This is a genomic window from Paenibacillus sp. JNU01 (genome assembly GCF_059130585.1).
The window spans coordinates 75185-96585 of record NZ_CP169723.1 but is presented as its reverse complement, the minus strand read 5'-3'; the positions used below and the strand labels follow the sequence as shown (position 1 = coordinate 96585).

17 protein-coding genes and 1 riboswitch are annotated in these 21401 nt (G+C 46.3%); of the genes, 5 read left to right on the top strand and 12 right to left on the bottom strand.

Going from position 1 to position 21401, the window contains the following annotated elements:
• Window positions 1–6 precede the first annotated feature (6 nt).
• The 8 genes from NLBNIHML_RS00395 to NLBNIHML_RS00360 form a co-directional block, all read right to left on the bottom strand.
• The gene (locus NLBNIHML_RS00395) at window positions 7–1029 is read right to left on the bottom strand and encodes an SDR family oxidoreductase (protein ID WP_494353477.1); all 1023 of its coding nucleotides are present in this window, start codon (window positions 1027–1029) and stop codon (window positions 7–9) included.
• 96 nt (window positions 1030–1125) lie between these two features.
• Window positions 1126–1551: a cupredoxin domain-containing protein gene (locus NLBNIHML_RS00390; protein ID WP_339260839.1), complete on the bottom strand. Its 426-nt coding sequence runs from the start codon at window positions 1549–1551 to the stop codon at window positions 1126–1128.
• A gap of 431 nt (window positions 1552–1982) precedes the next feature.
• Window positions 1983–2942, bottom strand: a complete 960-nt coding sequence (locus NLBNIHML_RS00385; protein WP_339260838.1) for an EamA family transporter — start codon at window positions 2940–2942, stop codon at window positions 1983–1985.
• A 106-nt stretch (window positions 2943–3048) separates the two neighbouring features.
• Window positions 3049–3159: riboswitch (purine riboswitch) on the bottom strand.
• Between the two features lie 77 nt (window positions 3160–3236).
• Window positions 3237–5456, bottom strand: a complete 2220-nt coding sequence (locus NLBNIHML_RS00380) for a DEAD/DEAH box helicase (protein WP_339260837.1) — start codon at window positions 5454–5456, stop codon at window positions 3237–3239.
• Complete coding sequence (locus NLBNIHML_RS00375; protein ID WP_339260836.1) at window positions 5453–6796, bottom strand: ATP-binding protein; 1344 nt, start codon at window positions 6794–6796, stop codon at window positions 5453–5455. Before NLBNIHML_RS00375 ends, NLBNIHML_RS00380 begins: the two co-directional genes overlap by 4 nt.
• 7 nt (window positions 6797–6803) lie before the next feature.
• Complete coding sequence (locus tag NLBNIHML_RS00370; protein ID WP_494353476.1) at window positions 6804–8384, bottom strand: TerB N-terminal domain-containing protein; 1581 nt, start codon at window positions 8382–8384, stop codon at window positions 6804–6806.
• A gap of 207 nt (window positions 8385–8591) precedes the next feature.
• On the bottom strand, window positions 8592–11132 hold the full coding sequence (locus tag NLBNIHML_RS00365; RefSeq protein WP_342572816.1) for a diguanylate cyclase domain-containing protein: 2541 nt from the start codon (window positions 11130–11132) through the stop codon (window positions 8592–8594).
• A 286-nt stretch (window positions 11133–11418) separates the two neighbouring features.
• The gene (locus NLBNIHML_RS00360; RefSeq protein WP_339260832.1) at window positions 11419–12009 is read right to left on the bottom strand and encodes a biliverdin-producing heme oxygenase; all 591 of its coding nucleotides are present in this window, start codon (window positions 12007–12009) and stop codon (window positions 11419–11421) included.
• Window positions 12010–12294: 285 nt separating this feature from the next.
• On the opposite strand from NLBNIHML_RS00360, the gene NLBNIHML_RS00355 reads away from it, so the two are divergent.
• The 4 genes from NLBNIHML_RS00355 (at window position 12295) to NLBNIHML_RS00340 (ending at window position 15333) form a co-directional block, all read left to right on the top strand.
• The gene (locus tag NLBNIHML_RS00355) at window positions 12295–13092 is read left to right on the top strand and encodes a Nif3-like dinuclear metal center hexameric protein (protein WP_342572815.1); all 798 of its coding nucleotides are present in this window, start codon (window positions 12295–12297) and stop codon (window positions 13090–13092) included.
• 561 nt (window positions 13093–13653) lie between these two features.
• Window positions 13654–14079, top strand: a complete 426-nt coding sequence (locus NLBNIHML_RS00350) for a DMT family transporter (RefSeq protein ID WP_342572814.1) — start codon at window positions 13654–13656, stop codon at window positions 14077–14079.
• A 34-nt stretch (window positions 14080–14113) separates the two neighbouring features.
• Window positions 14114–14812: a Crp/Fnr family transcriptional regulator gene (locus tag NLBNIHML_RS00345; protein WP_339242209.1), complete on the top strand. Its 699-nt coding sequence runs from the start codon at window positions 14114–14116 to the stop codon at window positions 14810–14812.
• A gap of 14 nt (window positions 14813–14826) precedes the next feature.
• Window positions 14827–15333 carry a DMT family transporter gene (locus NLBNIHML_RS00340; protein ID WP_494353475.1) on the top strand — a complete coding sequence of 169 codons (507 nt, stop codon included), beginning with the start codon at window positions 14827–14829 and terminating at the stop codon, window positions 15331–15333.
• 84 nt (window positions 15334–15417) lie between these two features.
• On the opposite strand, the gene NLBNIHML_RS00335 is transcribed toward NLBNIHML_RS00340, so the two are convergent.
• From NLBNIHML_RS00335 to NLBNIHML_RS00320, 4 genes are all read right to left on the bottom strand, one after another.
• The gene (locus NLBNIHML_RS00335; RefSeq protein ID WP_249911804.1) at window positions 15418–16137 is read right to left on the bottom strand and encodes a YebC/PmpR family DNA-binding transcriptional regulator; all 720 of its coding nucleotides are present in this window, start codon (window positions 16135–16137) and stop codon (window positions 15418–15420) included.
• A 279-nt stretch (window positions 16138–16416) separates the two neighbouring features.
• Window positions 16417–18138, bottom strand: coding sequence for an assimilatory sulfite reductase (NADPH) hemoprotein subunit (gene cysI, locus NLBNIHML_RS00330; RefSeq protein WP_339260826.1), 1722 nt, complete (start codon window positions 18136–18138; stop codon window positions 16417–16419).
• A 56-nt stretch (window positions 18139–18194) separates the two neighbouring features.
• Complete coding sequence (locus NLBNIHML_RS00325) at window positions 18195–20030, bottom strand: assimilatory sulfite reductase (NADPH) flavoprotein subunit (protein ID WP_339260824.1); 1836 nt, start codon at window positions 20028–20030, stop codon at window positions 18195–18197.
• A 218-nt stretch (window positions 20031–20248) separates the two neighbouring features.
• Entirely contained in the window at window positions 20249–20638 is a 390-nt protein-coding gene (locus NLBNIHML_RS00320; RefSeq protein ID WP_339242202.1) for a winged helix-turn-helix transcriptional regulator, read from the bottom strand.
• A gap of 175 nt (window positions 20639–20813) precedes the next feature.
• Between NLBNIHML_RS00320 and NLBNIHML_RS00315 the strand changes: the two genes are divergently transcribed.
• Window positions 20814–21374 (top strand): NAD(P)H oxidoreductase, encoded by a 561-nt coding sequence (locus tag NLBNIHML_RS00315; protein ID WP_472478514.1) that lies wholly within the window; start codon window positions 20814–20816, stop codon window positions 21372–21374.
• Window positions 21375–21401: the final 27 nt, after the last annotated feature.

The following is a 21401-nucleotide window of genomic DNA, read 5'->3' as shown; positions in this document are numbered from 1 at the left end:
TATTTCTCATTTCTCATCTCTGATTTTCAATAACGCTTCATCCAACGCAGCAACGACCTTGTCACACCAGCCATCAAATTCCGGATCTTCGGTCTGTAATTCAGGATGGGCCAGAATGTATTCAATCGTACTTCGTATGCCTTGGTCCGCTCTTGTCGTTGCTACAAATTCAGGAACAAGCCGTTTCAGCTTACTGTTGTCAAACACAACGGTATTGGATTTGTCTCCCAGCAAACCGCCGCGAAGATCCTGGTCACTGCATGCTGCCAAGAATTCGGATGGTACATGTACCGCGTGGAGCTTAACTCCCAAGACGCTGGCAATAATCTCATGAATCTGATTCCAGGTGACGGATTCGTCCGAGGTGATATGTACCGATTCACCAATTGCATGGATATTTCCCATAAGCCCGATAAAACCTTTGGCAAAATCGGTGTTGTGCGTAATGGTCCATAGTGAGGTACCATCTCCATGGATGATAACAGGTTTGCCTTCACGTATGCGCTTGAGAACCTGCCAGCTGCCTTGAGCACCATGAACACCAAGAGGTACAGATTTGTCGCCATACGTATGGCTTGGACGCACAATAGTCACAGGGAATCCATGCTCGCGGTATTGTTTCATCAGATAGTCTTCACAGGCAATCTTGTTGCGAGAATACTCCCAGTACGGATTCGATAAAGGTGTCCCTTCCGTGATCCGGTAATCAGCCAAAGGCGTCTGATACGCAGATGCTGAGCTTATAAAAATAAACTGCTTTGTTTTATCCTTAAATAAACGGTAATCTCTCTCCAATTGAGATGGTACAAAGGCAATAAAGTCTGCCACAACATCAAATTCCAGTTCAGCGATCAGTTCTGCTACACGTGTCTCGTCATTAATGTCCGCTTGAAGTACGTTGATTTCCTTAGGTAAGTCATGGTTATGATTGCCTCGATTAATCAAATACAGTTCACAGCCTTGCTGTGCAAGCATCTCCGTAATGGCCGTGCTGATGGTGCCTGTCCCTCCAATAAATAGCGCTTTCATTCTCGCACCTCCTGATCAATTTTACCCACTTTCCCATGATATCACGCACCAAAAAAAGGAGCAAAGCTCGGTGACCCGAAACCATGCTCCTTCTGCTTAGACGACCTTAATCGTTGCGTATATCATGTACATACCACAGTGAATTTCGTATTCGCCCTTTGGCAGATCTTTGTCGACCGTATAATAATTGGGCCCCTTTTGCATATACAGATCCATGCCAAGCTGTTGTGATCCGACTGATTTCACATGTGTCACCGACCGAGTCAGAATAAAGTTTATTTTGGTCGGTACACCAGCTTTCACCTCAATAACGTCTGGTCCAAAACCATCGTTGCTCACGTCCACATCAATGACTTCATATCCCTTCAAATCCTCCGGTGTCTCGGCTTGTGCAGTGACAGCACTTCCTGATCCCGGGGATACGTCTTTGCCCATAAAATAAACCAAAAATGATCCAAGCAGTACAACAACAGTCAGACCCAGCGTGATCCAAGGCCAGGTTTTTCCAAACCAGCTTTTCATATAAACACTCCTCATTCGATGGTTCCATCAATAATCAATCCACAGACGGATGTATTTTATAAGCATACCTGATTCGCATGACATTGAAAATGACCCCTCTGGGCTATTGTGGTTGAGCCATATAAATTGAACTAAAGAATATTTACACTGCACACTCCGATGACAGCACAACCTTCCGATCGCTGTTATTCCCAGATTTTTTGATTCCTTTTATAAAGGGGAAGTCCGGGGATAGCTTATGCTTCCGATGCATCTTTCTTTCAGAAAGCTTTTAGGCGAACGCTCTGCTTCTTCAGGTCCTTTCTGTCCTCTCAGTTTCGTGTAAATGTTTAGTTCAATTTATATAGAATATTTAAATAAAAAAGCCTGATTTCTCAGGCTTATCTACGGTTATTCCCGTTCATGCTCCGCAATATCCCTTTTCGTCTGGATCAGGAGTAGATTGGTTTACTACGACTACGACTTCTTCTCATGCGTAATTTATACAACTCTGGCAGGGCAACTCCAATGAGTACAATGATAACCCCGAACCATTGCAATCCGCTGACATGCTCATGGAGCACGATAGAGGATAACAGTACTGCAATTGGAAGCTCCACCGCACCCAGAATTCCGGCCATGTCGCCTCCAATATGCGGAACGCCGATAGCGAATAATACCGGTGGAATAAATGCTCCGAAGAATCCGAGCAGCAGTCCAAACACCAGCAACTGGCTCCAGATCAATCCATTGAAGAGGAATGTCGGCGGGAACAAAATGCACAGCAGGATCAATCCGCCTGTTACCATCCACGCACTACGAAAGGCAGGATGCGCTGAAGGAACCGCTTTGCCGCTGAACAATACGAACAAGGAGTAACTTACCGCTGCCATTAGTCCAAGAGCAATACCCAGACCGTTGAACTCACCCAGTCCCTGTTCCAGGAAACCCGCTGCCAGCAAAGTTCCGCCAAACAGCACGATCAACGTCAGGAATGTGACTTTGTCTGGACGTTGACGTTTGCTTATCGCCTGAATCAATACACTAATCCAGGTGAACTGGAACAGCAGGATAATGGCAAGTGAAGCCGGGATGTAACGCAAAGACTGATAATACACAAGACCCGTAATTACCGTTGGTGTTCCGGCAGCCATCAATAGCAGACGTTGTTTCCACGTCAACCGCTTGAATACCTGTGCCACAGCTCCTGATGATTGGCCATCTGCCTGTGATTTGCGTTTTGTTCTAAATTTTGTGTATAGCGCCAGCATCCATGAAAGAAGAAAACCCGTAATCAGCTGTGTTCCCACAACTTCACCAAGTTTATATCCTTCGCCATACGCCAGAACCACAATCGTGGATAATATGCCATAGCTCATCGCTCCCGCGAGAACGGACAGATAATATTTCATTTGTGAATAAACCTCCTGATGATAAGAAAATACGCCTGCATGATTGGTTCATGCCAAGGTCACAGACACATACAAATGCAAAAAATCCTAACTACGAGCAAGGAATATATTGATTCCTTGGCATCGTAGTTAGGAAGTATAGGCTTCCCGTAGAGACCCTCGCCCTGTGTACACTTTCGGCCTGCGAGGTTATACGAAATTATATATGCAATTTGATGTAATTCGTGTGTGACGACTTTTCATATATTACATGGGAGGTGAGGTGGTGTCAACCCTATTCCGTATAAAAAAACGTCAGGTTCGATTAGAGGCTGAGGAATCCCACTCCAATGTTTGCTGTAAACCTGCCTTCAACCCATCCAGATCCAGCCCATCCACAGCAAAAGCCTCACGGATCAAAGGTGGCGCGACAAATTCATCATACTTGCCCAGATAGGGTGCTTCATCTTCAGCCAGTAGCGCAGATGCATCTTCAGCCATCCGACATTCGCTCATAATCTCGGCTAACAATGTCCGTTCATCGACCTTGCCGGATACTACAAAATAATATGGTTCCATGGGCACTACCGAACGCAAAGCCAGTTTGCCCGACAGATTATGCTTCATCAGGCGCTCCAATGTACGGAACGATTTACTCCCTACCCAAGGAAGTACATACATCGAATCTCCCCCAGCCGGAATAACAACCTGCTTCAACAGTCCGCTTTCACGAGCTAGACGGCGTGCCCGTTCAAGTCGATTGACGGCTTGCGGTGACAGGTAGGGATAGATCACTGAGTCGGACAACACTTCACGCATTTTCTGTACCACCGTTGTGTGGATGTCTCCGCCCGCTCCAAGCCATAACGTATCCACTTTACCTTTGGCAGACTTCACATACACAGCCTTGTGCTTGTGATCAACTTCTTCCACTTTCCACAGTTTGCCTGCGAGCGAGAAGCAATAGCCTGGCGGGGGCACGGTTGTAATGGAACCAATCTCTTCCGAGCCGTTCAGTACTTTATGTTCCTCATCGTCCTTAAACACCGCATAGAAGCGATAATTATTTACGATTTTCTCACCTGTCAGTCCGATAATCAATGTCCGGTCCTCGGTCCATTGCAGATGATCCGTCTCAATGAGGTAATTCAGGAAAGCCTGATATTGATCGGGTCTAATCAACGCAAAGGGGGCCAGCGAAAGGATGGCTTCTGCAAGATCTCTCGGCTCCGCCTCCCCCATACTTTTCAGCATGCTCATCGTCTGATGGTAGAGCACCCCTATGGGCATTTTGCGGGCTTCAAGCGGCTCGACCCACTTTGTTTTTACATATAGTTCGATAACAGCAATTGCACGCATTAACGTCCACGGCATACGTGCTGGCAATTGCGCTTCCTCATCCTCTTCCTCCGGACATACAAAAAGCATCTCTGATGCCATGTCCTCTCGTCTCCCCGAACGTCCCAGACGCTGTACAAAGCTGGACGCACTATACGGTGCACCAAGCTGAACCACACGTTCCAGTTCGCCCAGATCGATACCCAGTTCGAGCGTGACCGTTGCCGCAGCAACCGCGGGACCTGATCCGGTGCGCAGGGCAGCTTCCGTTTCCTCCCTCAGCATGGCGGAGATACTTCCATGATGCACATGGAACACATCACGCTCTTGCCTGCGAGCCGCGACCCGCCGCATCTCAAGTATAGTAACCTCGGCGTCGGTACGGCTGTTGGTGAAGATTAACGCTTTTTTACGATGTGTGCTCTCATAAATGAAGTCGTAGTACGCTTTGCGTGCGTTATGAAGCTGCTCCGCCTGCTCCTCATCCTGCGCATCTGGAAAAGAGAAATGTTCCACCCGCAGTCGCAGCTTGCGACCACCCGGAGAAGAGACCACATCCACTCCCTGCTGTGTTCCGGCAGCAAGCCAGGATGTAGCTGCATCATAGTCACTCAGTGTAGCGGATAAGCCAACTCTTCGAGGTGCACAGCCAGCCATACGCTCGATTCTGGCAAGCTCGCTGAGTACTTGAATCCCCCGATCCGCTCCCATGAAAGCATGTACCTCATCAATGATGACATAGCGCAGATCATGAAACAGCGCCGGGATCGCATTCGGTCGATTCATGAGCAGACCTTCCAGCGATTCTGGTGTAATCTGAAGCACACCGGACGGATTTTTCATCAGTTTTGTTTTCTCCGCCTGAGGCACATCCCCATGCCAATGCCAAACCGGAATATTTCCTTCGGTTAACAGATCCTTAAGACGTTCGAATTGGTCGTTAATCAGGGCTTTCAGAGGTCCAATGTACAGAATGCCCACTGATTTGGAAGGCCGTTCATGCAGCTCGGTCAATGCAGGAAAAAAAGCCGCCTCCGTTTTGCCGGAGGCCGTGCCTGCCGCAATCAGCATATGATGCGGGGTATGAAAACAGATATTGCAAGCCTCTATCTGAGCAGGCCGAAGCGATTCCCATCTTTTTTTATATATAAATTCCTGCACGAATGGCGCCAGCCGATAGAATGGATTATCACTCATAATTCAAACTCCGCCAGAAAGTCGTCCAGATCATCCGAATTTGCGGAAGCATCCGCTCCTTTACCCGGTTCCTGGGGTTTGGCAGCCCGTTCACCAAGTAATTGCGTATAAGTCACTTCGGGATTCTGATGGAGCGTATGCAGTACATCCATAAAGTCCCGTACCACTTCACGCGTGGTCAGCAATTCATCCGCCCCCAGTCGATTCACCGCCGTTTGCATAAAATCAACCAATTGTTCATCCGTCAGACTTGCACTGTATCCAAAATGCAACGCATGAATCTGCCGCAGCTTCTGGAGCAAAATCAGAATCTCTTCATGTGATAACATTGCAAGCTTCAGAATCGGGCCTGTATAATTTGCATACGCTTTGGCTGCATAACGACCATCAATAAGCCTGGAGCGAAGCGCTTCATAGCTATATAGTCCGCGCCGTTCATCCTCCACAAATTGCGGCGTACCGCCTACAAATATGCCCAGGTGCTCCGCCTTGCCCTGCATTGTATCATTGAACATGGTCAGCAATTTCTCATAATTGCTTTGACGAGAGACGCTGTTTGTAATTTTGTACAGATTCACCGCTTCATCAATGAACAACAGCAATCCTTTGTAACCAATGCGCGCTGTGAATTCAGACCACAATTTGAAGTAGTCATACCAGTTGTCATCGTCAATGATAACACCGACAGAGAGTTCTTTTTTTGCCTCCGTTTTGGTTGCAAATTCTCCTCGAAGCCAGCGCAGTGCCGCCTGTTTGCGATCATCATCAGCGAGCTTGTACCCATTCCAGTAGGAAGCCAGTACCTTGGCAAAATCAAAGCCGTGAACCAGATTCTGCATCTCCCCTGTCACCGCATAGATCTGCTTCTCTACTTCCAGCGGCAGAGCGGGATCATCCGGGCGCAGGTTCTGACTTTGCATCGTGGATTGTTGCAGGCCTGCGATCCATTTTTGCAAAATCGGCTCCAACGCTCCCCCATCCGGACGTGTACGTGTAGACAGACGAGTCATTAGTTCGCGATATGTCGCAAGTCCCTGCCCTTTGGTGCCCACCAATCGTCGCTCTGGTGACAGATCGGCATCTGCTACAACAAAGTCGCGATCCATGGCATAATTACGAATCATTTGCAAAAGAAAGCTTTTACCACTACCATAACGCCCGGTAATGAGTTTGAACGCGGCGCCACCCTCGGCGATATTGTCCATATCTCTCAAGATGGCTTCCACTTCCGGTTTTCGGCCAACAGCAATCTGCTCCAGTCCTATGCGCGGGACAACACCCGCCGTTAACGAATTGACAAGTGCGGTGGTCAGCCGCTTTGGTATTTTAAGTTCTGTCACTTACGTATCACCTCTTCACATGTTCGAACACATCTATATAATCCGGAACAATCCGGTCACCATCAATCAGAAGATCACCGATCGTATCCATAGCCACATCATTAATTTCATCCAACAGAAGCGTAGGCATCGTTCCATATTGCTCAGCCAGACGTATCAGCTCCTTATCAGGGTTAGCGCCAAGAAGAGCATGAATCACTTGCACCTGCTGAGGGGATAGTCCCTTGGCAAATAGCAGCCATTGTTCATCCAAATCAACCTCTGCACTCACGTCCCATTGCAACCCAATTGATGCTGTTGACCCTTCTATTGCAGTCTCTCTTACCGATGGGTCCTGCTGCATGGAATCTTCTGTTGGTGTGATCTCATGCCTTGCTTCCAGTGCATCGACTGGATTACTTGTAACATTTGCGTTATGAACCTCATCATCCTTCACTTCAGAAGGGTGATCATCCTCAATTGTAAGTGCCATTCGTACGTATTCACTTTCTTGCTGTAACGATGCCAATTTTTCCGTATCAATACGAATCACCGGTTGTTCCACCGTCTCGGCCTGATCAATCGCATATGCTTTGTCCAGGTAACGTTCAATCAGATTCGCAAGTTCGGGCTCTAATGTTTGTCCACGCAATCGGCCTCTGAATCCGAGCAGTTCACGAAGTTTATTTTCAGTACATCGATAGATCCGCGTAACCATCTGTACAAATTCAGCCTGTTCACCAATGGGCATATATCTGAATGATACCGATCTTCCATAGATCGAGTCGTCATAGACCGCTTTGCGAAACAGTATGCGCTCCACCATGCGTTCTTCGTTGGGTTGAAACACCGGTAACAGTCCGACTTCTCGCGTACGCTCCAGATATGAATGAACCAATGCCATGACCCGTGGGATGTACTGCTCCATCACTTCTTTGCCGCCATCTCTATAGAACTTACTGAGCGTAATATCGTAATCGTAGTACCTTTGCAGCATACTCAGCGAAATATCCGACATCTTGTTCTGTAAAACACGTTGCAGTTCCTTGTCCAGCATCTCTGCTGGCAGATACCCGCCCGAAAGGTCCATGACTTCGGATAAAGACGTCTCCATCTGATGGACCAGTACGTAATCGACCACCCACTCTTGCATATATATATTTAATTGAGGGAGCCTTTCACGGTAGTTCAACCATAGCTGCTTTAATTGATCATAACCATCCTGAGCATTCTGCCAGCCAATGCCGTTAATCAACTCATATATATGAACAAATAGATAGGACAGATCGGTATCTGGATATCTCCCCTGACGAACTTCCTTCCTCCAATACAAATACCACTTGCGTTGGGCTTCGTTCATTACGCCATATGTGGGCCAGTAGCTCATAAAGGGAACCCAGGGGGACACATCTCCCTCCATCTCTGACCACTGCTTTGCTTCCTCTACAAAACGTTTCTCCGAAGACAATATGCCTCCACGATGCTGCATCGCATGATGTGCAGGTTGCTGCACAATGGTTGAACGATCAGGAACCGGAACCGCTGCTGTTACGGGTTCTTCGCTCAGATCTATCTCCATAAATTCCAATTGTCTAGAGTTGTCTTTCATAGAACGTTAGCTCACCCTCCTCCGAGACAGAATACGAACAAGTGTATCCATAGGGATCATTATAACACTAGTGCTGTGTCTGCGGTGATGAAATTAACACATTATTAAAACCAAAAAAAGAGAGCATTTCTGCTCTCTCATTTAGTTCATATGGATATGATATTGATCCAGGTGTATTCGTTAAAAAGTAAGGTTACATGCCCTAAATCAGACTACAATTGCTCGATTCTTCCCTTCACTCTTCGCTTGGGCCAGCGCTTGAGTAGCTTTTTCAATCAGATCGGATGCACTTGACTGCTCATCAGGTACCAGCACTGCACCCCCGACACTAACCGTGACGATCCCACTCGGACCCGATAATTCTCGCTGGATCTGCAGAGCCAGAACATGTTGTCTAATCTCTTCCGCAAGCTGTGCTGAATGTTCAGAAGTTGTGCTCTTCATTTTCAACATGAAGGTACCTCCGCGAAGACGGGATATTAGTGCGTTGTGCTGCTCACTGACCACGGTGAGTACCTCACCGATCCATTGCAGACACAGATCGCCTCCCTGAAGTCCGTATGCCGCGTTATATGAACGGAAATCATCGATATCTATAATGAGCAACCCCAGACTACATTTCTCCTCCAAACAATCATCCCAGTCATCCTGAAGCTGAGACTTGAACACCGTTTGAATTGGCATATCTGTTAACGGATCTGTGTTCAGATAATTTTGCAACTGGCTTGTCGTTTCGGTGTAATGGTCATGTTCATGGTGAGACGCCCCGCTGTGCAGAAGCACCATCACAGAAGGTTTTCCTGCATGCGTAACAGCAGCGAGTGTAACTTCAAGCAACAGTGAGGTACCAACTGCTGTAGTGAAATAGGACTGACTTGTAATCAAACTTGTGTTTTTGTGCTTTAATTCCTCAAAATTCTGTTGCAAGGTAACTCTCGTATTGTCAGGTACAAATTCTCTAAAATCCTTACCCATCAGGTTTTGGGAACTCTCGAACCCGAGCAGTTCAGCTGCCTTTGTATTACAATAGATAATCTTACCGTCCGTCAGAGTAAAGAATGCCACGGGCGAATAATCCATTAACTGCAAATAACGCTGTTCATTTTGTCGCAAAATACGAGCGTTCTGAAGTGCCTGTTCCTCAGCCTGAACCAACTGATTCTCCGTCTGCCGACGTACAATGGATTTGAGTAAAGGTAACACACTTAGTTCTTTCGTAGTCCACGGATACGAAGTTGACTTTACAACCTCACGCCATTTCTCGAATGATTTACGAGGTGACAATCGCATGCCGTCATCCGTCTTGAGTACCGCTTTGGCCGGGTCACCCGCCCACTCGACAACCTGCTCAACCTCAGGTCGGAACCAGATCATGTAGTTATGCTGTCCAGGCGAAATGGCAACATAAATAACCCCGGAAGCCTTATCCGGATAAGCTTTGGCTGTTTCATACTCTGAACTCAGTTTCGAAGTGTAGTAACTGTAATCCTCAGACTTTCCTGCAAGCCAACCTGCCAGTTCACGAATCTGGCCGCTGTTAGGCGTTTTACCATATAACAATAACTTGTCCTGGTAACAGATCGCTGCTCCGGCAGCATCCATCAGGTTCAATACCGTCTCTTCTTCTCCCTGTAATTCCTCAAGTACTCGGGCAGGACTTGTGTTTCCAATAAAAATGTTGGCAATTCGTGAAGCAGCTTCACGAGATTGAATCTCGGATTGGTAATCATCTAACTGCTGACGCTGGAACAATTCATTGGAGAAGAACGCCCCCAGGAAATTGCACAGATTCCGCACACGATGGGGGACATATCTGGCCGAATAATGATGGCATGTGATGAGTCCCCATAGCTCATTGTTATGAATGAGCGAGATCGTTACGGTCGCACCTACACCCATATTATGCAGATATTCGATGTGAAGTGGCGATACGCTACGCAGGACCGAAAGACTCAAATTCAGTGGTTTGCCAGTCAGTGGTTGTAGCATAGGTACAATTTCGACCGGTTTATAATTTACATTCACGATAGTCCGCAGCCAATTGCGAAGATACAACTCCCGAGCTTGTTTTGGTATATCCGATGCTGGATAGTGATGTCCCAGGAATGGTTCGAGTTCTTGTTCACGCGCTTCAGCAATAACTTTACCATTCCATTGCTCGTCAAATTCATAGATCATCACCCGATCGTAACCGAGCATTTCCTTGACCTGTTCAGCTGCAATCTGACTTGCCTCCACGCGGCTATCTGTGCTTTTCATCCGACCGAAGAATCGGGATATCCACTCGAAGTCAGTAGTCCCCACGTCCTCTTTTTCGTCATAAGGCTCGATCTCCAGAATGAGCAAACCTTCACTTTCATGAAGCACAGAAGAGAAGACCCGTTCCTCACCGGATACCTTAATGGTAAGATCCATGTAATGCAGGTCAGAGGTAACATTCGCATTGAAGCTGCTGCCCAACAATTTGCTTACTTCTTGCTCGCCAATCAGGTTCTCCAAAGGCATGCCCAGAACAGCCTCATAGGCAATACCCAGATGTTCCTCCGTATTTTGGCTACACTGAACAATAGTTGGCGTAAGACTGGTATTGATGGCCAAAAGAACACCATGAGGTTGAATAAAGCCGGGGATATGAATTGGTTCTTTATCACAGTTATTCAGATCTATCGGATCAGTTGTGTATGTTCCCTGATGAAGCAATGTGCGGTTCAACAAATTTTGTTCTTTCTTGGACTTCGGTTCGGCCATGGCCAGGAAAATCCCCTCTCATGATGTTATATAAGTTGAAATAATGATTATTTACATTGCACTACGATGACAGAATAACCTTCTAATCGCTGTTATCCCCAGATTTTATCGATTCCCTTTTCTAAGGGAAAAATCCGGTTATAAGCGTATGCTTACGATGTAGCTTTCTTTCAGAAAGCTTTTAGCGAATGCTTCGCTTTTCCAGGTTTTTTCTGTCCTCTTCGTTAGGTGTAAATGATTAATTCAACTTATATAGATACCTTTAAAATATGAAATAAAGTCTGCCCTACGTATTAATCCATTGATCCAGCAGTCGGAATGTCTCTGATGCACTGTGCACCATGTTGTCATGATCTTCTGGACTGGTGATGGACTGCTGCAGCAAAATCATAAACTCGCTCCATCTTGTTCTTGTCTCTGAGCCATAGGCGTTGAAATATTCCAATCCACGATCAGCTTCAATGGGCAGGAACTGCGACAAACGTTTGGTCATGATCTGTCCACCGTTCGTGGACCCCTCAATGACATACATGTATCCAAACAAACGGGCTGGTGTCGAAATATCCGGAAGTTCTTTGCAGAGCGGAAGTTGGCTAATTTCCTCTTCACTTGCACCAAGATTGTGCAGATCTTTCTCCAGTAGTCCAGCCTTGCCTCTAATCTCGATATCCAATCCCGTACTTCCCCAGAAAGGCTGCTGTACAGCTTGATCTTCCAGCGGTTTGAGGAATCCATAAAACTTTTCTAGATATGTTCTATATTCTTCTATAGTCACAGTTTGATTCATAATGGCTTTTGCATAAGGGTTCTGTTCTACTTGTCTGTGGTAATGAGCTGTCTCGCTCTTCAGACGTTCCATAATAGTTGTTGCTGTCATCGTAGTTATCCCCTTTCACAATCTGCTCTGCTGTTGCAAACAGCTCATTTAATGCAATAAAGACTCTATGTAAGTATACTTATTCTTGTTTGAGAAAACTACACGAATCCAACATCCGTACACAGTGAACACTCTTCTTCGTTGTTATCTTAACCCACTGTAATCTGCATGATTTAGTATTAACCGAAAATAATAAAATTGACCCCCACAATCTGGAAAGCAGTAGATTTCAAATGTAAACATGTTACACTATTTTTATATCCTGTCATTGGAGGAATGCAATCTATGGATCTCACTGTTCAAGACGTTGTCCTTCATCTTTTAGATAACATTGAACTGCCGGAAAACACGGTGGATCAGCTTATTACCGGTTCACTTGACTGTAAGGTCACAGGTATTGTCATCGCTTTTATGCCCACACAATATGTGATTGAACAAGCCATACAGCAAGGCGCTAACTTAATCATTGCGCATGAATCTCCGTTCTATAACCATCACAGTCAGACGGATTGGCTTGCAACTGATTCGGTGTATACGGACAAAAGAAAGTTAATTGACGAAGCAGGCATCTCCATCTATCGATGTCATGATATCATCCACCGCTTCCAACCGGATGGCATTACCGAAGGACTGATTCAGGCCTTGGGATGGTCCTCTTATGTGGAGCAACGAGTACCGGAAGCAGACATCCTTACTTTTCCGGAAGCAAGCACTGCCCAAGCTATTGCTCACCATGTGAAACGTTGCCTTGGGATCGATTATGTCCGCGTTGCAGGCAATCCCGACATAGTCTGTAGACACGCAGCGGTATTGGTTGGTTTTCGTGGCAACGGCCCTGTGACGATTCCCTTGATTCAGAACAAACAATTGGATCTGATCATCGCTGGAGAAGGATTCGAATGGGAGACACCGGAATATATCCGTGATGCTGTGCAACAAGGCAAGTCCAAAGCACTCATCATGTTGGGGCATGCCGAGAGCGAGGCTCCGGGAATGAATCTATTGGCAGACAGGTTGGCAGAACAATTCACAGAACTGTCCGTTCATTATGTAGGTGAACGGCCTGTGTACACTGTGATCTGATCATGCGATTGATTGGATTAGTTTGGTATGGATTTTTTTGGAGAGGTGTTTAGCTGAATTGTTCAAATCTCATTGCCCGCTAGCCTGGAGCTGTACATCTGTTGTGTGTTCTAGGGTCGAGTCGGCAAACTCTCTTTCATCTTGGCTGGCTCTTAGGACAAATTCTTAGATAGTTAGTAACGAACCTGACACACTCTATTTAGTGAATATTTGCCGATTTTCAAAACTAACGAATTGTAGACACGTTATTCCTCCGTTTCAACTCATTATCCATCCTTTCCTACCTGCCTTAGCCCGATTAAGATGGCTGAGGTTCCTTAGATTTCTTAATTCAATCGAATCAATACAATAAGGTGTCGCTGGTTCGTTAGAGATCATGCTCATTAAAAATGAGTATTCCCGCACATATACCGCGCATCTCTTCATGCTCCAACTGGATTTCCCTGGTTCTTTATTGTACTCTAGATGCTGTGACTTCAAAGCTCAGGACATTTGTCCTTGGCGTTTGGGGTGAGTTTGTCATTAAATAGAAGTCGAAGTAATTGAATAAGGAGCGTACATATGAAAGGAATTATTTTTGCATTACTGGGTGGCGCGTGTATCACGCTCCAAGGTGTTGCCAATGCTCGGATTAGTACCGACATGGGCACATGGCAGGCCGCTACGATTACACAACTGACAGGATTCATCTTAGCGGCGCTGATCCTAATGTTCGTTAGAGACATTAACCTTCAAGGACTCAAACAAGTTAAACCCATGTACCTGGCGGGGGGAGCGTTTGGCGCTGTCATTATTTTCAGCGAAGTAACGGCCATTCAGCAAATTGGGGTGACATTCACGATCTCGGCCCTGCTCATTGCTCAGCTGTTCCTGACTTTTCTCGTGGATAGTAACGGATGGTTTGGTGTAGTGAAACAAAAGATGAAACTGCCGCAATTTCTTGGCATTGCCTTGATGATCACAGGTGTCATCATTATGAAACTGTAGTTTTTCTAGAATATAGTCAGGGGTGAACAAGAGCGTGGAAGAGATTCATGATGAGCAACAATTAATACATTATCTGAAGCAATATCAACTCGAAAAGGTATTTCACGAGCCCCTGCGTCCCCATATGACATTATGTCACTTCGAGAAGTGTGAATTGATCTGTCGTGAAGGGGAAGCCTCCGAATATTTATACGTGTTGGTCGAGGGTAAAATCAAGATCTTCACCACCTCCGCTCAGGACAAAACACTCGTGCTTTGCTTCAAGACACCGCTTGAAGTCGTCGGTGACATTGAATATGTCCGTGAAAGTGATATTGTCAACACAGTTCAGGCCGTGTCACCTGTGGTGATGCTTCGGATTCATTATCAATGGCTCGCTGAGCTTGCCGGCGATTATGCACCTTTACTTAAATTTTTGCTCAAAATCATCTCACACAAGTTCTATATTGATTCGAACTTCTCCAACTTCAACCTGATGTATCCCGTTGAGGTTCGGCTAGCCAGCTACCTTCTCTCCATCTCGACGGAAGAAGCTGGTAGCGTCGTTCATGAAGATCTGGACGCGTTCAATCTGACCGACATTGCGAATCTGATCGGCACCAGTTACCGACACCTGAACAGGGTCATCCAAAAGCTCTGTGCAGACGGATTGATTGAACGACATCAGGGATTGATTATGATTAAAAACCGTGCGGGTCTGCGCGAAATAGCAGGTCACAATATTTATGAGTAAGGAGTTCGACAACCATGTTAATTACAGGGATTTCGCTTGCGCTCTTGGCAGGAGCACTTGTCAGTCTGCAAACCATATTTAATAGCAAAGTCAATGAACGCACCGGTTCATGGTCCACAACAACGTTGGTGCTTTTCACCGGATTCATTGCCTCGTTCCTCATCTCTCTGCTCGTGGAGGGCAAGAATACATTCAGCTTTCAGAATATGCAACCGTGGTATTGGCTCAGTGGAGCCATCGGCGTTGGTGTCGTCTTCTGTCTCGTACAAGGTATGAAGCTGCTTGGCCCCACGTATGCCATCTCGATCGTGCTGACGTCCCAACTTAGCTTCGCCCTTTTGTTTGACTCCATGGGGTGGCTCGGTCTGGAGCAAATTCCTTTCTCATGGAATCAACTGCTCGGTGTGCTTGTCATTGTCGGCGGAATTGTGTTATTTAAATTCGGTGGGGGGAACTCGGAAAAATCAGATCCGTCAGATACATCTGACAAGTCGCCCGGCTCCCTGCAATCCAACTCTTAAAATAACTAAAAAGAGTGTCCGTCCAATCCGGAGATTGGTCAGACACTCTTTTTATGCAATCAAACCACGTATCGTGCAGCTTGCTTACTCTGCGAACTCTACGTTGTGGTACACCTGTTGAACATCTTCAAGGTCTTCGAGCGCATCGATCAGTTTCTCGAACTGAGCTTGTGCATCCTCTGGAAGTTCAATATGGTTCTGTGCAAGCATCGTCAGCTCGGCTACGGTGAACTCCGTAATACCGGCTGCTTTGAACGCTTCTTGTACAGCGTGGAATTGATCCGGTTCTGCATATACGATGACAGCATCATCTTCGTCCACGATATCACGTACATCTACGTCTGCTTCAAGCAGAAGTTCAAGTACTTCCTCGGAGTTTTTGCCTTCTATACCGATAACCGCTGTAGGATCAAACATGTAAGCAACAGAACCGCTGACACCCATGTTTCCGGCGTTTTTGTTAAACGCAGAGCGTACTTCCGGCGCTGTACGATTTACGTTGTTGGTAAGTGCATCCACGATGACCATCGCACCATTCGGTCCGAAGCCTTCATAACGCAACTCTTCATAGTTCTCATCCCCGCTGCCTTTTGCTTTTTCCATCGCACGATCAATAATGGCTTTGGGTACATTATACGTTTTGGCACGTTCCAGCACGACTTTCAGTGCACGGTTCGCTTCCGGGTCCGGTTCGCCCTTCTTAGCAGCTACATAGATCTCAACGCCGAATTTAGCGTAGACCCGGCTCGTATTTGCATCTTTTGAAGCTTTTTTTTCCTTGATATTATTCCACTTACGACCCATATCGTTTCCGCTCACTTTCAACATGTAATCTGCTTTCTACTATGCCATTATATCTTGTTGAGCGTACTTCAACAAGTTAATACACACGAAATAATGGGAATAACTGCGGTGATTATCCATCTCCGCTTGAAGTTTGGCCACAGTTTTTTCTCTCATAAATCTCTCAGCAGTAACTAACGTTACCTCTATTATCTCCATATATAACAGACAAGAAGCACCCCATAAAGGAATGCTTCCGCCCTAAGTCAGTCCTAATTTCAGTTCATCTTACCCGGTCCATTAAGCGTGAAATTGTCGACCATCCAAGACTTCAGGAACATAGCCTGCACGAATGACAAAGTCACCGAAATGTTCACCTTCATTGCGCTCTCTGGCATATTGGTTCACCATTGGTGCCAACGTGTCCAGAATCTCGGTTTCGCCAATGTTTTCTTTGTAAAGTTTATTCAGGCGATGTCCAGTGAAGCTGCCACCGAGATACATGTTGTATTTCCCAGGTGCTTTACCGATAAATGAAATCTCCGCCAGCATCGGTCTTGCACATCCGTTCGGGCAGCCCGTCATGCGAATGACAATCTCTTCGTCTCTCAGCCCGGCTTCGTCCAGTACTGGCTCCAGTTTGTCGATCAGAGACGGCAAATAACGTTCTGACTCAGCCATCGCAAGGCCGCAGGTTGGAAGCGCAACACAAGCCATCGAACTTCTGCGCAGCGCAGAGTAATGTGCCCCATCCGTCAGATTGTATTGCTGAATCAGCGCTTCAATCTTTTTCTTCTTCTGGCTGCTAATGTTACCGATGATCAGATTTTGATTGGCAGTCAGACGGAAATCACCCGTATGCACTTTGGCAATCTCACGTAAACCCGTCATGAGAGGATATCCATCCACATCCTTGACACGACCATTCTGAATGAACAGCGTGTAGTGCCATCTACCATTATTGCCTTTTACCCAACCATATCGATCTCCGTTTGACTCAAAATGATATGGACGTGCCGCATCCAGTTTCCATCCCAGACGGCTGGTCAGCTCTTCGACAAACCATTCCACACCGCGATCATCCAGCGTATATTTGAAACGAGCATGTTTACGAACTGCACGATCTCCATAATCACGCTGAATCATAACTGTTTTCTCTGCAACATCAATCATTTGCTCCGGAGTACAGAAACCAATGACTTTGGACACCTGAGGATAGGTTTTGGCATCACCATGAGACATGCCCATCCCGCCGCCAACGGAAACGTTGAATCCTTGCAGCTTCCCGTTCTCCACAATAGCAATAAAGCCAAGATCCTGTGAATAAACATCCACATCATTGGATGGTGGTACAGCAATACCGATCTTGAACTTACGAGGCAAATACACTTTGCCATAGATTGGTTCAACTTCTTCGTCAGAGTCCTGCGAATCAATCACTTTCTCGCCGTCCAGCCACAGCTCATGATAAGCCCGCGTGCGAGGGTCCAAATGATTACTTACTTGACATGCCCACTCATACACTTCAGCATGCACATCGGATTGATTCGGATTCGGGTTACACATCACGTTACGGTTTACGTCACCGCACGCAGCCAGTGTGCTTAGCAACGAATCGTTCACTTCACGAATGGTGTTCTTAAGATCCCACTTCAGTACACCATGCAGTTGGAAAGACTGACGTGTGGTCAGACGAATGGTCTGATTCGCATATTTATGTGCCACTCTGTCCATCATCAACCACTGCTCCGGGGTTACAATTCCACCGGAAGCACGTACACGCAGCATAAATTGATATGCTGGCTCCAGCTTGGATTTGTGACGCTCATTACGCAGGTCACGATCATCCTGCATATAACTGCCGTGGTGTTTCATCAGACGATTGTCGTCCTCTGGAATTGCACCCGTGATGCGATCAGCCAACGTTTCGGTCAGGCTTCCACGCAAGTAATCACTTTTGATCTTTATATCTTCCACATCGCTATTCGTGCGCTGTGGGTTAAGTAAGTTATTATAAACCATGCTGCTTTCTCCTCTCGTCTCTGCGGGATGGTGCAATCCGGCTAAGCCGGTAATAATTAATAGACGTCCCGCTGATAACGTTTCTCCTGCTGCAACCGTGTCAGATATTCCGATGCCTGCTCAGGTGATAATCCACCTTCTTGTTCAAGAATCGTGGTGAGCGCAGCATGCACATCATGTGCCATTTTTTTCTCATCACCACAGATATATACACTCGCACCTTCCTGAAGCCACTGGTACAATTCTTTGCTGTGTTCCAACATACGATGTTGTACATACACCTTCTGTTCCGTATCACGTGAGAAGGCTACATCCATCTTCGTGAGCACACCATCTTTGAGCCAACGCTGCCATTCCGTCTGGTACAAGAAGTCGGTGGAGAAATGTTGATCTCCGTAGAACAGCCATGTCTTGCCTTCTGCGCCTGTTTCTTCACGCTCACCAAGGAAGGATCTGAACGGTGCTACGCCTGTACCTGGGCCAACCATAATGATCGGCGTATCCGGGTTCTCAGGAAGCTTGAAATTCGGGTTATGCTGTATATATACAGGCAGGGTGTCGCCAGCTTCGATTCGTTCAGCCAGATGTACCGAGCATACACCGTAACGTTCTCTGCCACGCGCTTCATAACGTACCGTACGAACGGTAAGATGAACTTCATCCGGGAAAGATTTCGAACTACTCGCTATCGAATACAGACGTGCCGGAATTTTGCGAAGTACAGCTACAAATTCTGCAGCAGGAATACCTTTCAGATCATAATCATGAACCAGATCCAGCAGATCACAGCTATTCATGACTGTGCGGAATTCGGAATCATCTGCGAGTAACGCAGTCAAGCCACTCCCCGGATTCAGTTTCGCAAGTTGTTCCACGACCGGTTTCGTTACCGCTGTAATCTCAAAATAACGCAGCAACGCTTCGTACACAGATGCCTGATCCCCGTTTTTATTCACGGTCACGCGCTCATCTGCATTCCATCCCATGGCTGCAATCAATTCATCGACAAGACGCGGGTGATTCTCAGGGAATACCCCAAGGCTGTCACCAGGCTCGTAATCTAGGCTGGAGCCTTCCAAGGACAATTCAATATGGCGTGTTTCACGGTCCGATCCTCTGCCATTCAGATTGAGATTCTCCAATACTTCAGCCTTGAACGGATTCGTGCGATCATATTCGGATTGCCCGCCGCTCAACGCAGCTGTAACAGCCTCAGTAGTTACCGTGCTCGCAGCAGCAGATGTGCTACTTAAGGAAGCCAGCACTTCATTCATCCACTCCGCAGCCGGTTCATCAAAATCAACATCACAGTCTACACGCGGTACAAGTGCTGTACCACCCAACTCCTGCAATCGTGTATCGAAGTCCTTACCTGTCTGACAAAAGAACTCATAAGAGGTATCTCCAAGAGCCAACACCGAGTAGCGAAGCCCTTCGAGCTTCGGAGCCCGTTTGCTGTTCAGGAATTCATGCAGGGGAATCGCATTATCCGGCGGTTCTCCCTCGCCATGCGTACTGACGATGATGAGGAGATTTTCAATTTTCTTGAGTCCGTTCGGTTTGAAATCTCCCATCGATGACAACGTTACCTGAAGACCTTGCTCTTCAAGTTTCTTGGCCAGCTTCTTCGATAGGCCGCTGGAATTCCCGGTTTGTGAACCGAAGAGCACGGTAACTTCGCGGGATACTGGCGTAGCACTTTCAGGTGCGACACCTGTAGTTGGTGCAGCCTGTACCAGGTTCGCTGGAACCGCTATTGTTGCGCTTGCCTGAATTGCTGCAATATATCCGCTCAACCAAGTCCGTTGTCCATCGGTCAATGTAGGAATAAGACGATTAAGCAGTTCAACTTGTTCTTGATTAAAAGGGCTATTTGTCACTTGAAGTTCCACTGTTTGCCACCTCGCGCATTGCTTCGATTTTAATTCCGACTAAAATTATCATATTAATTTAATTTCTTCTCTTTAAAACCTAACACACCGGGTGTTGAGGGTCAATTTCAATGATTTTATAGCATTTATCAGTTTCACTGATAAAGGACAAAAAACAACAAATACCCTCCTTTTGAGATCAAGGAAGGTTTTGATTTATTTTTCATTGGACGGTCAGCTCAAGTTGAAGTTGAAAGTGGAATATAGTCCCTAAAATGATCTCCCAGCACGCTGCTTTTATCTCCGTATACTCTGTCCAAATGATTTTCTCCCCACATACATATGCGATCAATGATGTCCTGTAGTGTCAGGCCATATTCGGTCAGCTCATACTCTACCTTGGGCGGAATCTCAGGATGAATAATTCGATGGATGATTTCATTCTTTTCCAAATCACGAAGCTGCTGGGTAAGGACCTTCTGGGTAATGCCAGGAATGGCCCTGCGAAGTTCACTGGTTCGTTTTTTACCTGATATCAGTTGATGCAGGATAAGAATCCTCCATTTTCCACCGACCAGTTCCAGCATCGCCTGCACACCACTCTCATATTTTTTCATTTCTTGTTCCACTTGTACTCCCCCATAATTCACATATATGTATATCCATTATTAAAAGTAACCGAAGAACCTCAAGGTTTCTACAGCACTCGAAGGTGCGTACTTCTCAATAAGATGTCATGAAACTTATAATAACATTGGTCAGAATGTTTAACCAAAAAAAAGAAAAAAGGATGGTTACTCCTACATGAAAGTTAAACTGGTCGTTACTCACCCAAGACAGGATTCCCTAACATTTGCCGTAATGAATCGTTTTATAGAAGGTATGCAGGAGAATTCCCATGAAATTGATATCCTCGATCTCTATCATGACGGATTCGATCCATTATATGGTGTAGAAGATGAGCGAGACTGGCAAAATCCCGATAAACAGCATGCCCCTGTAATTCGCAAAGAGCTGGATCGTGTGCTTGCGGCTGATGCCATTGTATTTGTTTTCCCGATCTGGTGGTATAACGTTCCCTCCATGCTCAAAGCTTATCTGGACAAGGTATGGAATATGGGGCTGTTCAACAAGGCAAACTCCAAAAAAGCGCTGTGGATTGCACTAGCCGGGGGAACGGAGGCTTCATTCCATAAATACGACTATTACAACATGATTTCCAATTATCTGAATAACGGGATCGCGGGTTATGCAAGAATGCAGGAATCCCGAGTCGAATTTCTCTATGAAACGATTTCAGAATCCAAAGAACATATCGAAGGTTTGCTGGAACAAGCCTATCAAATTGGTAAACACTACAATTAATAGTTCTTCACTGATAGTACAACTAAC